Source organism: Pectobacterium punjabense (assembly GCF_012427845.1).
Lineage (GTDB): Bacteria > Pseudomonadota > Gammaproteobacteria > Enterobacterales > Enterobacteriaceae > Pectobacterium > Pectobacterium punjabense.
Window position 1 is genome coordinate 280,129 of the sequence record NZ_CP038498.1, and the last position, 12,645, is coordinate 292,773.

Consider the following 12,645-nt stretch of genomic DNA (forward strand, 5'->3'; position numbering starts at 1 on the left):
TCAACAGGCTTAGTAATAACGCTCAGGCTTGCCAACGACGCTACTGTATTCTTTACCGAAAGCCGTGACGATAGGCCGGATTTCATGTTGCGAAGCGCGATCCTGAGAATGTTGCCTTCCATGTAATTCTCATTTCGGCCTGCGAACCGCCTCCCAAATCATACGTATCGCTGTCTTATCTGTTCAGTAACTATCTGCCCAAATAACCGTCCCAGTCTTTCCAGACCGGCTGGAGGCCTGCGCGTACGATGGCCTGCGCGACGTCTTCAGGACGCCGTGAATCATGCGGCGAGAACTGTTCCAGTTCGGGGTGATTGTCGGCGTAGCCACCCGGCTGGGTTTTGGAAAATGCGCTGACATTGTTAATCGCAATGGGAATCGCATGGTCGCGAAAGAAAGGGGACTCGCGCGTGGAAAGCGATAACTCAATATCCGGTGACAGTAATCGAAATGCACAAATCACCTGCATGAGCTGTGCTTCATCCATTAACGACGCTGGTTCAATGCCGCCTGCACAAGGGCGCAGGCGAGGGAATGAGATAGAGTAACGGCTCTGCCAATAGCTCTGCTGTAAGTGCAGCAGGTGTTCCGCCACCATGTAGCAGTCGGTGCGCCAGCTATTGGACAGACCGATTAAGGCACCTAGCCCGATCTTGTCGATCCCTGCACGGCCCAGTCGATCCGGTGTGGCAAGCCGCCAGTGGAAATCCTGCTTTTGTCCTTTTAGATGGTGCAACTGGTAGGTCGCCGGATGATAGGTTTCCTGATAGACCATCACACCATCCAGCCCCAGCGTTTTCAACTCGGCGTACTCCTCCTGCGACAGTGGTTGGACTTCGATCATCAACGAACTGAAGAGTGGCCGAATCAGTGGAAAGACGCGACGAAAATAATCCACCCCCACCTTGCGTTGGTGTTCGCCGGTCACGAGCAGCAGGTGCTCAAATCCGAGTTCCTTGATAGCGGCGCATTCACGTAAGATTTCTGCCTCATCCAGCGTTTTACGCTTGATGTGGTTGCTCATCGAAAAGCCGCAGTAGGTGCAGTCGTTAGAACACAGGTTGGACAGGTACAGCGGGACGTAGAAACTCACCGTATTGCCGAAACGCTGTCGGGTGAGCTGCTGCGCCCGCTGGGCTAGCGGTTCCAGATAGGCGCTGGCGGCCGGTGAAAGGAGCGCCATAAAATCGTCACGCGTCAGGTGTGGGGCAGTGAGCGCCCGTTCAACATCCTGTGCGGTTTTGCCGTTGATGCGTAGCGTCAGGTCATCCCAGTCGAGCTGTTCCCAGACGGTTTGAAAGTCGATGCTCATTTTGCCGCACCTTCCGCTTGCCGATCTTCCATTTGTCGATGTAGAAAACCGGTGAGCGGGCTGGTGGCGCTGGCGACGAACTGCTTACTTCCCAGACCGGCCTGACGCGCAAGGCCACCAGCATCGACTGCTAACCGGAAGGCGCGCGCCATCGCCACAGGGTCGCGGGCAACGGCAATTGCTGTATTGACCAGCACGCCATCGGCTCCCATTTCCAGGGCGTCGGCTGCCTGGCTTGGGGCACCAATCCCTGCATCGACAATCACTGGAACACGCGCCTGTTCGATGATGATGCGAAGAAAATCACGTGTTTGCAGCCCCTGATTGGAGCCAATCGGCGCGCCGAGAGGCATCACTGCTGCGCAGCCGACCTCTTCCAGACGCTTGCACAGTACCGGATCGGCCCCACAGTAGGGCAGCACCGTGAACCCTTCTTTGACCAACTGTTCCGCAGCCTTCAGCGTTTCGATGGGATCAGGCAGCAGATATTTCACATCGGGGTGAATTTCCAGCTTCAGCCAGCGGGTGCCTAGCGCTTCACGCGCCAGTCGGGCAGCAAAAATAGCTTCGTCAGCGGTTTTGGCGCCCGACGTATTTGGCAGCAGCTTAATACCGAGCTGGCGTAGCGGGGCGAGAATAGCGTCGTTTCCGCCGTTTAGGTCAACGCGTTTCATCGCCATGGTAACTAACTGGGAGCCGGAAGCCTCAAGTGCCGCCAGCATCAGTTCTGGCGTGGCGAATTTCCCGGTTCCGGTCAGCAGTCGTGAAGTGAATATCGTATCGGCAATGTGCAGCATGTCATCCTCCCGCGATGGCTTGAAAAAGCAAAATATCATCACCGTCCTGCACCTGATGCTGTGACCAGGTAGCATGCGGGATAATGGTCTGATTGATAGCCAGCGCCGTGCCGGGCTGGAGCCGGTTTATCTGGTTCAGCAGCGCCTCAACCGTGATGGCCTCTGGGAATTCAAAGGGCTCATCATTCAGCGTGATTCTCATGCTGCCCCCCCGCATACCGGGCAATGAGGCGCACGTGTGAGTTGGAGCGTGTTCCAGCTCTGCTGTTTGCCATTGAACATTCTCAGCTTGCCATCCAGCGCAGACGGCATACCAGCCAGCAGCTTTATCGCTTCCAGCGCCTGAAGCGTGCCAATTACGCCGACCACCGGCCCCAGCACGCCTGCGGTACGGCAGTTGCGCTGTGGTTCGGTTGTATCGGGATACAGGCAGGCGTAGCAGCCAGCGTGATAAGGCGGCGTGAAGACCGCGAGCTGACCGCTGAAACCGACGGCGCTACCGCTGATCAGCGGTTTGCCAGCATCCACGCAGGCGACGTTAACCGCATGGCGGGTTGTCATGTTGTCGCTGCAATCCAGCACTAAATCGACGCGGCTAACGGCGCTGTGTAACGCCTCACCGCTGAGCCTTTCGGTAATCGCAATCGCTTCTGAATGTGAATTTAACGCCTGTAGCTGACGTTGTGCCAACACCGCTTTGGGTTTGTCGGTATCGCTGGTGCGATACAGAATCTGGCGTTGCAGGTTGCTGATGTGCAGTGCGTCATCGTCGGCAAGCAGCAGCGTGCCAATCCCTGCGGCCGCCAGATAGAGCGACGCGGGAGCACCCAGCCCACCTAGACCCACCAGCAGAACGCGGGCGGCTTTGAGCTTCTCCTGACCGTCTGGGCCAATATCTTCCAGCATCAACTGACGGCTGTAGCGCATGAACTCGCTATCGCTCAGTCCGGCAGACGTTGGATGGGGATGCGTTACCATGTTATGCCTCCCGTCCTTCAATCATCCTCAGCAGCGTTGCGGTTGCTTGCCGCCAGTCTGCTGCCTGCGTAATGGCGCTGACGACGGCAATACTGCCGACGCCCGTTTTCAGCACCGCAGGTACTTTGTCGATGCTGATGCCGCCAATCGCCACGGTGGGAAAACGGCCTTGCAGATCGGCGATGTGTCGGCTCAGTTCGGCCAGCCCCTGCGGTGCCGATGGCATGTCTTTGGTTTGCGTAGGGAAAATATGCCCCAGCGCGATGTAGGACGGGTTGATCGCCACCGCACGTGCCAGTTCACGATCGTCGTGTGTGGAGACGCCTAAGCGCAGGCCTGCTTGTTTAATCGCGACCAGATCGGCGGTATCCAGATCTTCCTGGCCCAGATGTACGCCGTACGCTTGATGTTTTACGGCCAATTTCCAATAGTCGTTGATGAAGAGCTGCGCCTGATAGTGCCGACCCAATGCGATCGCTTGGATCACATCGGCTTCGGCCTGTTCATCAGACCGATCTTTGATTCTTAGCTGGATCGTTTTCACCCCTACACTGAGCAGGCGTTCAATCCATTCCACGCTATCGACAACGGGATAGAGCCCCAGCCGCTGTGCTGTTGGGGCAAAAGGCGTTGAGTCCGTCATTGGTTTTCCTCGGCTGGCAGGCTGGTGGCGCTGTGATAAAGCTCGCTGCCGCGAGAACGGAATTCCTGTGACATCTGCGCCATGCCAACTTCAATCGGTTTGGCTTCTGCTTCCTGTTTCGCGGCGTAATCGCGCACTTCCTGTGAGATTTTCATCGAGCAGAATTTGGGGCCGCACATGGAACAGAAGTGGGCGACTTTGCCAGATTCCTGCGGCAGTGTTTCATCGTGGTAGGCGCGTGCCGTTTGCGGATCGAGAGCCAGATTGAACTGATCTTCCCAGCGGAATTCGAAGCGCGCTTTCGACATAGCGTTGTCACGGATCTGCGCACCGGGATGACCTTTCGCCAGATCGGCGGCGTGGGCGGCGATCTTGTAGGTAATCAGCCCTTGTTTGACGTCTTCTTTGTTCGGCAAGCCAAGATGCTCTTTCGGCGTCACGTAGCAGAGCATCGCGCAGCCGAACCAGCCGATCATGGCGGCACCGATGCCGGAGGTGAAGTGATCGTAGCCTGGTGCGATATCGGTGGTTAATGGGCCGAGCGTATAGAACGGTGCTTCATGGCAGTGCTCCAGCTCTTCGGTCATGTTGCGGCGGATCATCTGCATCGGAACGTGGCCGGGGCCTTCGATCATCACCTGTACGTCATATTCCCAAGCAATCTTAGTCAGCTCGCCTAACGTATGCAGCTCGGCAAATTGCGCCTCGTCGTTGGCATCTTGAATGGAGCCGGGGCGTAAGCCGTCACCCAGTGACAGCGCGACGTCATAAGCGGCACAAATTTCACAGATTTCACGGAAGTGCTCGTACAGGAAGCTCTCTTTGTGATGTGACAGGCACCACTTCGCCATAATAGAACCGCCGCGTGAGACGATGCCGGTCAGGCGTTTGGCTGTCATCGGAACGTAGCGCAGCAGGACACCCGCGTGGATGGTGAAATAGTCCACGCCCTGTTCCGCCTGTTCCAGCAGCGTATCGCGGAACATTTCCCAGTTCAGGTTTTCCGCCACGCCGTTCACTTTTTCCAGCGCCTGGTAGATCGGTACGGTTCCGATGGGGACGGGGCTGTTGCGCAGAATCCACTCGCGGGTTTCGTGAATATAGCGGCCGGTTGAGAGATCCATCACCGTATCTGCGCCCCAACGGGTAGACCAGACCAGCTTTTCCACCTCTTCTTCGATGGAGGAGGTCACGGCGGAGTTGCCGATATTGGCGTTAACCTTCACCAGAAAATTGCGACCGATAATCATTGGCTCTGACTCGGGGTGGTTGATGTTGGAAGGAATAATGGCGCGACCGGCGGCCACTTCCTGACGGACAAATTCCGGCGTGATGTTCTCCGGCAGGAGAGCGCCAAAACTTTGCCCCGGATGCTGCTGGCGCAGTACGTCGGTGCGAATGCGTTCGCGTCCCATATTTTCGCGAATGGCGATAAATTCCATTTCCGGGGTAATGATCCCCTGTCGCGCATAGTGGAGTTGGGTGACGCGTTTACCTGCTTTGGCACGCAGCGGTCGTGGCAAATGCTCAAAACGCAGATGATCCAGACCGGCATCCGCTAGGCGCTGCTGGGTGAAATCGGAGCTGACGCCAGATAGCGCCTCGGTGTCGTGACGTTCTGCAATCCAGCTGGCGCGCAGCTTCGCTAGCCCAACGCGGACATCGGGTTGCGCAGCGGGATCGCCATAAGGCCCTGACGTATCGTAAACCGGGATCGGCTCATTGGGCTCGTATTGGGGATTGTCTTTGCTGCCGCCGAGTCGCGTCGGGCTGAGCTGAATTTCACGCATCGGTACGGCGATGTCGTCGCGCGAGCCTGCAAGGTAAATGCGTTTGGAATTGGGAAAGGCGGTTCCCTGTAAGGTTTCAATAAACTGTTGGGCGGCGGCGCGTTGTTCACGGCGGCCTGATTTGGACAGCATTGGTTCTGTAGACAAGGGTTCTGTAGACATAGCAAGTTCCTGTAAGACGTAAAGGGAAGATTGCTTGTCTGGAGCCGGAGGGAGTAATAATGATATCGAGTTTTAGCGTGGGTATGTGCAAATACGCAGCCTTGGGCTCAATCTCAATGAGGTGCATTACTCTTGTTCCCTTCGCAGGTATTAACCCGATCAGGTTCCGCGGATCCCGAATTAACGGTCTCAGCCTGTGCGCTCATAGGTTTCGTAAAACGATTGATTTCGTAAAACAAAACACGAGCACGCTAGGCACTCCGACAAGATTTGCCCGTCTGTTAAACGGGTCAATAAAACCCCTACACTGTATGACGGCAAAACGCGGATGTCAAAGCGTGCCGCTTTTGCCTGTACAGCGCGTGGTGATGTTCTTAAATAACGTCAAATGACGGTTAGTTGTCGTAAACCTGCCTGATCATGTTGTCTTCTAACGTAAAACGCTCTTCTAATGCTTCACCGACGCTGGAAAGTGCCTGCTGGAATTCGATGCAGTTATCATGGTCGATGGCGGCTGCCAGATGGCTATCGTAAAACGTCATGATTTGCTGCGTATTGTTTTGCAGGGCGAGGTCGAGCTGGGTGGAAAGCGCCAATACTTGTTCGCTGTGGGTCGCTGCTTCATGCAGCATTTTTTCGTATAAATGAAAGTGGCCAGTAGAAAGATAGTCCACCAGATTCTGGCAAAAATTATCCAATGCCTCTTCATCCAAAAGAGAAAGCGCTTCCTTGTTCGGCTTGATGCCGACCAGATGATAGTAAGCCACCAGAAGCTGCTTACGCGCTTGTAGCCATTGGTCGATTAACGCATTATTGCCACCAACGTATTCAGTCAGACTTTGTAGCTGGTTTAGCATTGTTGACTCCGTGAACGGTAAGAAATAACTGAAATCCCAGTTATAAAACTTATGTAATCACTCTGAATGTAAAATGCCAGTGAAGTGGCAGTGGAGCAATAAAAAGATATGGAACAGACGCTAAAAGGTGATGAAACCGGCTGGTGGATAGTTAGCGATGCGATACAAATCTGGCTACCCCAAGGAGAATTACCGCGCGGAACGGCGACGGCGTGGTCGTTGCAGGGGAAAGTGGCTCGTCAAATCGGTGAATGGCAAGGGCAGCCTGCCTGGCTGGTTTGCCAAGGGCGGGATACGGGCATGGCATCCGTTCGCCAACTGCTCGATCAAGACGCGGGCTTATTCCAACTGGCGGGGCGAGGCGTACAGCTGGCTGAATTCTATCGCTCCCATCGCTTTTGTGGTTACTGCGGCCATGAAATGGTGCGGAGCAAGACGGAACTGGCGTGCTTATGTCACCACTGCAAGGAACGTTATTATCCGCAGATCGCGCCCTGCATCATCGTCGCAATTCGGCGTGGCAAGGAGATTTTGCTGGCGCAGCACAACCGACATCGTGGAAACATGTATACCGTGCTGGCGGGGTTTGTGGAAGTGGGCGAAACGCTGGAACAGACTGTCGTACGTGAGGTAATGGAAGAAAGCCACATTCAGATAAAAAACCTGCGTTACGTGAGTTCTCAGCCTTGGCCATTCCCTCATTCGCTGATGATGGCGTTTACAGCGGATTATGCGGGTGGAGAAATCAAGCACGATCCGAAAGAGTTGCGTGACGCGGGCTGGTTCCGCTATGACCAACTTCCGCAGTTGCCTCCGCTGGGCACCGTGGCGCGTCGACTTATCGAAGATACGGTGGTGTTGTGCCGTGCTTATCACGAGAACGAAGGCTGACGTGGTACTATTTGCGCTATTAATGTATTGGTTTCATAACACGTTCGTTTTATAACGCATCCGCTTCATCACATCTATCTGGTGTAGAACCGCCGTGAGGCCGAAAGGAAGAGAACATGACCGACCTGAAAAACGATCGCTATTTGCGGGCGTTATTGCGCCAACCTGTTGATGTCACCCCAGTGTGGATGATGCGTCAGGCGGGGCGTTATCTACCAGAATATAAGGCAACGCGTGCGCAGGCGGGTGATTTTATGTCACTGTGCAAAAATGCAGAGCTGGCGTGTGAAGTCACGTTACAACCTTTACGGCGCTATGCGCTGGATGCGGCGATCCTGTTCTCCGATATCCTGACTATCCCTGATGCGATGGGCTTAGGACTTTATTTTGAAGCCGGGGAAGGCCCACGCTTCCACTCTCCCATCACCTCTCATGCCGATGTCGTTAAACTGCCTGTTCCCGATCCAGAACAGGAACTCGGTTATGTGATGAACGCGGTGCGAACGATCCGTAAAAATCTCGCCGGTGCAGTGCCGCTTATCGGTTTCTCGGGCAGCCCGTGGACGCTGGCGACCTATATGGTGGAAGGCGGTAGCAGCAAAGCGTTTACCGTCATCAAGAAAATGATGTTTGCTGAGCCTAAAACGCTACACCTGTTGCTGGATAAGCTGGCGGATAGCGTCATTCTTTATCTCAACGCGCAAATTCGTGCTGGTGCGCAGGCCGTGATGGTATTCGATACCTGGGGTGGCGCGCTGAGCGGGCGCGACTACAAAGAGTTCTCCCTGCGTTACATGCATAAGATTGTTGATGGTTTACTGCGTGAGAATGAAGGTCGCCGTGTGCCAGTGACGCTCTTCACCAAGGGCGGAGGGCAGTGGCTAGAGGCGATGGCTGAAACAGGTTGTGATGCGCTGGGGCTGGACTGGACGAGTGACATTGCTGATGCACGCCGTCGTGTAGGCGATAAAGTCGCGCTACAGGGAAATATGGACCCCTCAATGTTATATGCCGATCCGGCACGGATCGAACAGGAAGTGGCATCGATCCTCTCTGGGTTTGGACAAGGTAACGGACATGTTTTCAATCTGGGCCATGGTATCCATCAAGACGTGCCGCCAGAGCATGCGGGCGTTTTTGTTGAGGCGGTACATCGGTTATCTCGCCCTTATCACGCATGATTCACGGGAGGTGGTGTGATTGATACACAAAAGTTGCGGGCTGAACAGTTGGCTCGCGCTTCTGATGTGATTCGGCACGACGATTTACCTTTTGAGCAGCCCGCGTTTATCGCGGGTGCGGATGTTGGTTTTGAGCAAGAAGGTTCGGTAACTCGCGCCGCCATTGCGGTAATGCGTTATCCTTCGTTGGAGCTGGTAGAATATAAGATTGCGCGTATCAGTACGACGATGCCCTATATCCCCGGTTTTCTTTCGTTTCGTGAATGCCCAGGGCTGCTTGCCGCGTGGGCGTTGCTTGAACAGAAACCGGATCTGCTGTTTGTTGATGGGCATGGGATTTCCCACCCGCGTCGTCTCGGCGTTGCCAGCCATTTTGGCCTGCTTGTTGACGTTCCCACGATTGGCGTAGCGAAAAGTCGGCTTTGTGGCCGGTTTGAGCCGCTGGCGGAGGGCGTCGGTAGCCAACAGCCGTTACTGGATAAGGGCGAGCAAATTGGTTGGGTATGGCGCAGCAAAGCGCGCTGTAATCCACTGTTTGTGGCAACAGGGCATCGGGTCAGTCAGGATAGTGCATTGCACTGGGTACAATGTTGTATGCGCGGCTACCGTTTACCGGAGCCGACCCGTTGGGCTGATGCTGTCGCATCGAATCGTCCCGCATTTGTGCGTTGGCAGCGGCTGCAAGCGGCTAGCGTATTGTCGTAAAACTTTAGGAATTCAGGCATAGGGCGTCACTGTGATTTCAGGTACACTGCCGTCCGTCGCCGTTAATGAGCATAAAAATGTTACGTAACCCCATTCATTTACGTCTGGAAAAGCTGGCGAGCTGGCAACATGTCACTTTCATGGCATGTCTTTGTGAACGTATGTATCCAAATTACCACGAGTTTTGTCGTCAAACAGAATTCGGAGACGCGATGGTTTACCGCCGCATTCTCGATTTGGTATGGGAAACATTGGTTGTTAAAGATGCGAAGGTTAACTTCGATAACCAGTTGGAAAAGCTGGAAGAAGCGGTTCCCACCGCGGAGGATTACGATCTTTACGGCGTTTATCCGGCTATCGATGCCTGTATCGCACTGGGCGAACTGATTCATTCGCGTTTAAGCGGTGAAACGCTGGAACATGCGATAGCTATCAGTGAAGCGTCTATCCGTACGGTTGCTATGTTGGAAATGACGCAGGCTGGCAAAGAAATGACCGACGACGAGCTAAAGGTTTTGCCTGCGATTGAAGAAGAATGGGACATCCAATGGGAGATTTTTCGCCTGTTGGCGGCCTGTGAAGAACGCGATATTGAGTTGATCAAAGGGCTCCGTTCCGATCTGCGCGAGGCCGGAAGTAGTAACATCGGGATAAATTTGCATCAATAACGCGATAAAACGTGATTTAAGGCCTGAAATGGCCTGTCTTAAGGCTTCACATTCGCACCCTGTCTGGTCTACATTTGGGGGGCGTAAAAAAAGTGGCTGTCGGTGCGTGTATGCAGGAGAGTGCTACTACACCCTAAAATGGGAAAGGGCATATCCGTCGCACTCGATGCTTAGCAAGCGATAAACACACTGTAAGGATAACTTATGAATAAGACTCAACTGATTGATGTAATTGCGGACAAAGCTGATCTGTCAAAAGCACAGGCTAAAGCAGCTCTGGAATCAACTTTGGCGGCAATTACCGAGTCTCTGAAAGAAGGTGATGCAGTACAATTAGTTGGTTTTGGTACGTTTAAAGTCAACCATCGTAATGAGCGCACTGGCCGCAACCCACAAACCGGTAAAGAAATCAAAATTGCTGCTGCCAACGTGCCAGCGTTTGTTTCTGGCAAGGCTCTGAAAGACGCTGTTAAATAAGCTCATGCCGGTTAAAAGTTTAAGCAGAGGGGCGGTTTCGCCCCTTTTGCTTTTACGCCGTTTATGTGGCGCAGGCCTCGTAATTACCGCTGTGGTGGCCTGCAGTAACCGCGCCGCGCCGCCGGAAGAGTTCTCCAGCGGTTACGTTGCCGATCGCGGTATTGTGCGTATCTGGCGTAAGGATGATGCGCAGAATACGACGGCGCTGGCCACCGTATACAACCCGCTTCAGGGCAATGCTCTGGTAGTGACCCGCTATACGTTCCAGCAGGATAAGCTACGCGAGATTCAGCGTAATCAGCTCGGGACGCAAAAAGAAGATATGCGCTTACGCTTTGCTGAAGATGGAACTGTCAGCTTTATGCAGCGGCAACTTGCCGAAAGGCGTGAATCAGTTTCCGATGATGATGTTGCGCTCTACCAGTTTGATGCTAAGCGCATGCTGGAATTGAGCGATGTCCTGCGTGCAGGCAAGGTGATGCTAAAGCAAGGGAAATGGCTGGAAGGGCAGGTTCAGTCCTGTGATGGCACTGTGGTACGCCCTGACTTTGACAACGATTCGCGTGAATGGATTGCGCAGCAAAAATCTCATGCCACGCGTCCGCTCAATGTAGCGTGGTTGGAAGCACCCGAAGGAACGCAGCTATTGCTGGTGGTGGAGGATGATGTCTGCCAATGGCAGCCTAAATAGCTATACCCGTCATACTTCAAGTTGCATGTGCGTTGGCTGCGTTCACTCACCCGAATCACTTACTTGAGTAAGCTCATCGGGATTCCCTCTCTCGCCGCCTTCCTGAAACTCGAATTATTTAGGGTATATAAAACTGACTATAAAAAACCCGGATTTCTCCGGGCTTCAGTATTTATCCGATAATCGTTATCGGATCATCGTTTATCAGGCTTGCTCGCGCTCAATGGCACGGTAGCCGATGTCTTTGCGACAGAATACGCCTTGCCACTGAATACCTGCGGCTATTTCATAAGCACGTTGTTGCGCTTCTGCAACGGTATTACCCAATGCAGTGACGCACAGTACTCGCCCGCCGTTGGTAACGACATTAATACCATTCAGTTTGGTACCAGCATGGAAGACTTTGCCATCTTCAGCATCCTGCTGCGGTAAACCAGAAATCACATCGCCTGTATTGTAGTCAGCCGGGTAACCTCCTGCGGCCAATACCACCCCCAGAGACGGACGCTCATCCCAGACTGAATCTTTCTGATCCAATGTGCCGTCACAGGCTGCCAGACACAGTTCCACCAAATCGGAGCGCAGGCGCAGCATGATTGGCTGTGTTTCTGGATCGCCAAAGCGACAGTTGAATTCGATCACTTTTGGTTGACCATCGGCAGAAATCATCAGGCCGGCATACAAGAAACCCACATAGGTATTTCCCTCAGCAGCCATGCCGTTCACGGTCGGCCAAATCACCTGATCCATTACACGCTGGTGGATCTCATCGGTCACGACGGGGGCTGGTGAATAAGCGCCCATTCCACCGGTGTTCGGGCCCGTATCTTTATCCCCAACGCGTTTATGATCCTGACTGGTTGCCATCGGCAGCACGTTCTTGCCGTCCACCATAACGATGAAGCTGGCTTCTTCACCATCAAGGAACTCTTCCACCACGATACGGTGTCCAGCATCGCCGAATGCATTACCTGCCAGCATATCCTGAACGGCGTTTTCCGCTTCCTGCAACGTCATTGCGACAATCACGCCTTTGCCCGCGGCTAATCCGTCTGCCTTGATGACGATAGGTGCACCTTTGCTGCGTACATAGGCCAGTGCCGGTTCCACTTCGGTGAAGTTCTGGTATTCCGCTGATGGGATGTTATGGCGTGCCAGAAAATCTTTAGTAAAAGCTTTCGAGCCTTCTAGCTGTGCTGCACCTTGCGTTGGGCCAAAGATTTTTAGGCCTGCACTCTGGAACGCATCCACAACACCGATAACTAATGGTGTTTCTGGACCAACGATAGTTAAATCGATGTGGTTTTCCTGTGCAAAGGCGACTAATGCTGGAATATCGGTTGCGGCGATATCAACGTTGGTCAGTGCTGGTTCAAGTGCAGTGCCCGCGTTTCCTGGAGCAACATAAACCTGTTTCACCAGCGGTGACTGTGCCGCTTTCCAGGCCAGCGCGTGTTCGCGCCCACCATTACCAATTACTAAAATATTCATTT

The 12,645-nt window shown here is 53.8% G+C and carries 14 protein-coding genes and 1 riboswitch; of the genes, 6 read left to right on the plus strand and 8 right to left on the minus strand.

All coding sequences use genetic code 11. The features are described from left to right. Positions 1-190: 190 nt before the first annotated feature. The 7 genes from thiH to rsd all read right to left on the minus strand — a co-directional run bounded on the left by thiH (position 191) and on the right by rsd (position 6,539). A complete protein-coding gene (gene thiH, locus E2566_RS01270) occupies positions 191-1,312 on the minus strand; it encodes a 2-iminoacetate synthase ThiH (protein ID WP_107170966.1) in 1,122 nt (373 codons plus the stop codon). Continuing rightward, on the minus strand, positions 1,309-2,109 hold the full coding sequence (locus E2566_RS01275; protein ID WP_107170967.1) for a thiazole synthase: 801 nt from the start codon (positions 2,107-2,109) through the stop codon (positions 1,309-1,311). Before E2566_RS01275 ends, thiH begins: the two co-directional genes overlap by 4 nt. Before the next feature lies 1 nt (position 2,110). Beyond that, positions 2,111-2,311: a sulfur carrier protein ThiS gene (thiS, locus tag E2566_RS01280; protein ID WP_107170968.1), complete on the minus strand. Its 201-nt coding sequence runs from the start codon at positions 2,309-2,311 to the stop codon at positions 2,111-2,113. Then, on the minus strand, positions 2,308-3,087 hold the full coding sequence (locus tag E2566_RS01285) for a HesA/MoeB/ThiF family protein (RefSeq protein ID WP_107170969.1): 780 nt from the start codon (positions 3,085-3,087) through the stop codon (positions 2,308-2,310). Before E2566_RS01285 ends, thiS begins: the two co-directional genes overlap by 4 nt. 1 nt (position 3,088) lies before the next feature. Further along, positions 3,089-3,730: a thiamine phosphate synthase gene (thiE, locus tag E2566_RS01290; protein WP_107170970.1), complete on the minus strand. Its 642-nt coding sequence runs from the start codon at positions 3,728-3,730 to the stop codon at positions 3,089-3,091. Continuing rightward, complete coding sequence (thiC, locus tag E2566_RS01295; protein WP_107170971.1) at positions 3,727-5,682, minus strand: phosphomethylpyrimidine synthase ThiC; 1,956 nt, start codon at positions 5,680-5,682, stop codon at positions 3,727-3,729. Before thiC ends, thiE begins: the two co-directional genes overlap by 4 nt. Before the next feature lie 119 nt (positions 5,683-5,801). Beyond that, a riboswitch (TPP riboswitch) is annotated at positions 5,802-5,955 on the minus strand. 122 nt (positions 5,956-6,077) lie between these two features. Beyond that, positions 6,078-6,539 (minus strand): sigma D regulator, encoded by a 462-nt coding sequence (gene rsd / locus E2566_RS01300; RefSeq protein ID WP_107170972.1) that lies wholly within the window; start codon positions 6,537-6,539, stop codon positions 6,078-6,080. Between the two features lie 108 nt (positions 6,540-6,647). Between rsd and nudC the strand changes: the two genes are divergently transcribed. From nudC to E2566_RS01330, 6 genes are all read left to right on the plus strand, one after another. Continuing rightward, positions 6,648-7,430 carry an NAD(+) diphosphatase gene (gene nudC / locus E2566_RS01305; RefSeq protein WP_107170973.1) on the plus strand — a complete coding sequence of 261 codons (783 nt, stop codon included), beginning with the start codon at positions 6,648-6,650 and terminating at the stop codon, positions 7,428-7,430. A 116-nt stretch (positions 7,431-7,546) separates the two neighbouring features. Then, positions 7,547-8,611: a uroporphyrinogen decarboxylase gene (gene hemE, locus E2566_RS01310; protein WP_107170974.1), complete on the plus strand. Its 1,065-nt coding sequence runs from the start codon at positions 7,547-7,549 to the stop codon at positions 8,609-8,611. A 15-nt stretch (positions 8,612-8,626) separates the two neighbouring features. Next, on the plus strand, positions 8,627-9,316 hold the full coding sequence (nfi, locus tag E2566_RS01315) for a deoxyribonuclease V (protein WP_107170975.1): 690 nt from the start codon (positions 8,627-8,629) through the stop codon (positions 9,314-9,316). A 77-nt stretch (positions 9,317-9,393) separates the two neighbouring features. Continuing rightward, the gene (locus E2566_RS01320; RefSeq protein WP_107170976.1) at positions 9,394-9,984 is read left to right on the plus strand and encodes a YjaG family protein; all 591 of its coding nucleotides are present in this window, start codon (positions 9,394-9,396) and stop codon (positions 9,982-9,984) included. 204 nt (positions 9,985-10,188) lie between these two features. Further along, a complete protein-coding gene (gene hupA, locus E2566_RS01325; protein ID WP_005970302.1) occupies positions 10,189-10,461 on the plus strand; it encodes a nucleoid-associated protein HU-alpha in 273 nt (90 codons plus the stop codon). A 4-nt stretch (positions 10,462-10,465) separates the two neighbouring features. Continuing rightward, the gene (locus E2566_RS01330) at positions 10,466-11,152 is read left to right on the plus strand and encodes a DUF1481 domain-containing protein (protein ID WP_107170977.1); all 687 of its coding nucleotides are present in this window, start codon (positions 10,466-10,468) and stop codon (positions 11,150-11,152) included. Between the two features lie 204 nt (positions 11,153-11,356). Here the strand turns inward: E2566_RS01330 and purD are convergent, their stop codons facing one another. Beyond that, positions 11,357-12,643 (minus strand): phosphoribosylamine--glycine ligase, encoded by a 1,287-nt coding sequence (purD, locus tag E2566_RS01335; RefSeq protein WP_107170980.1) that lies wholly within the window; start codon positions 12,641-12,643, stop codon positions 11,357-11,359. Between the last annotated feature and the right edge of the window lie 2 nt (positions 12,644-12,645).

Coding starts and splice junctions, on each gene's coding strand:
- thiH (WP_107170966.1), bottom strand. CDS start 1,312: ATGAGCATCGACTTTCAAACCGTCTGGGAACAGCTCGACTGGGATGAC.
- E2566_RS01275 (WP_107170967.1), bottom strand. CDS start 2,109: ATGCTGCACATTGCCGATACGATATTCACTTCACGACTGCTGACCGGA.
- thiS (WP_107170968.1), bottom strand. CDS start 2,311: ATGAGAATCACGCTGAATGATGAGCCCTTTGAATTCCCAGAGGCCATC.
- E2566_RS01285 (WP_107170969.1), bottom strand. CDS start 3,087: ATGGTAACGCATCCCCATCCAACGTCTGCCGGACTGAGCGATAGCGAG.
- thiE (WP_107170970.1), bottom strand. CDS start 3,730: ATGACGGACTCAACGCCTTTTGCCCCAACAGCACAGCGGCTGGGGCTC.
- thiC (WP_107170971.1), bottom strand. CDS start 5,682: ATGTCTACAGAACCCTTGTCTACAGAACCAATGCTGTCCAAATCAGGC.
- rsd (WP_107170972.1), bottom strand. CDS start 6,539: ATGCTAAACCAGCTACAAAGTCTGACTGAATACGTTGGTGGCAATAAT.
- nudC (WP_107170973.1), top strand. CDS start 6,648: ATGGAACAGACGCTAAAAGGTGATGAAACCGGCTGGTGGATAGTTAGC.
- hemE (WP_107170974.1), top strand. CDS start 7,547: ATGACCGACCTGAAAAACGATCGCTATTTGCGGGCGTTATTGCGCCAA.
- E2566_RS01320 (WP_107170976.1), top strand. CDS start 9,394: ATGTTACGTAACCCCATTCATTTACGTCTGGAAAAGCTGGCGAGCTGG.
- hupA (WP_005970302.1), top strand. CDS start 10,189: ATGAATAAGACTCAACTGATTGATGTAATTGCGGACAAAGCTGATCTG.
- E2566_RS01330 (WP_107170977.1), top strand. CDS start 10,466: ATGCCGGTTAAAAGTTTAAGCAGAGGGGCGGTTTCGCCCCTTTTGCTT.
- purD (WP_107170980.1), bottom strand. CDS start 12,643: ATGAATATTTTAGTAATTGGTAATGGTGGGCGCGAACACGCGCTGGCC.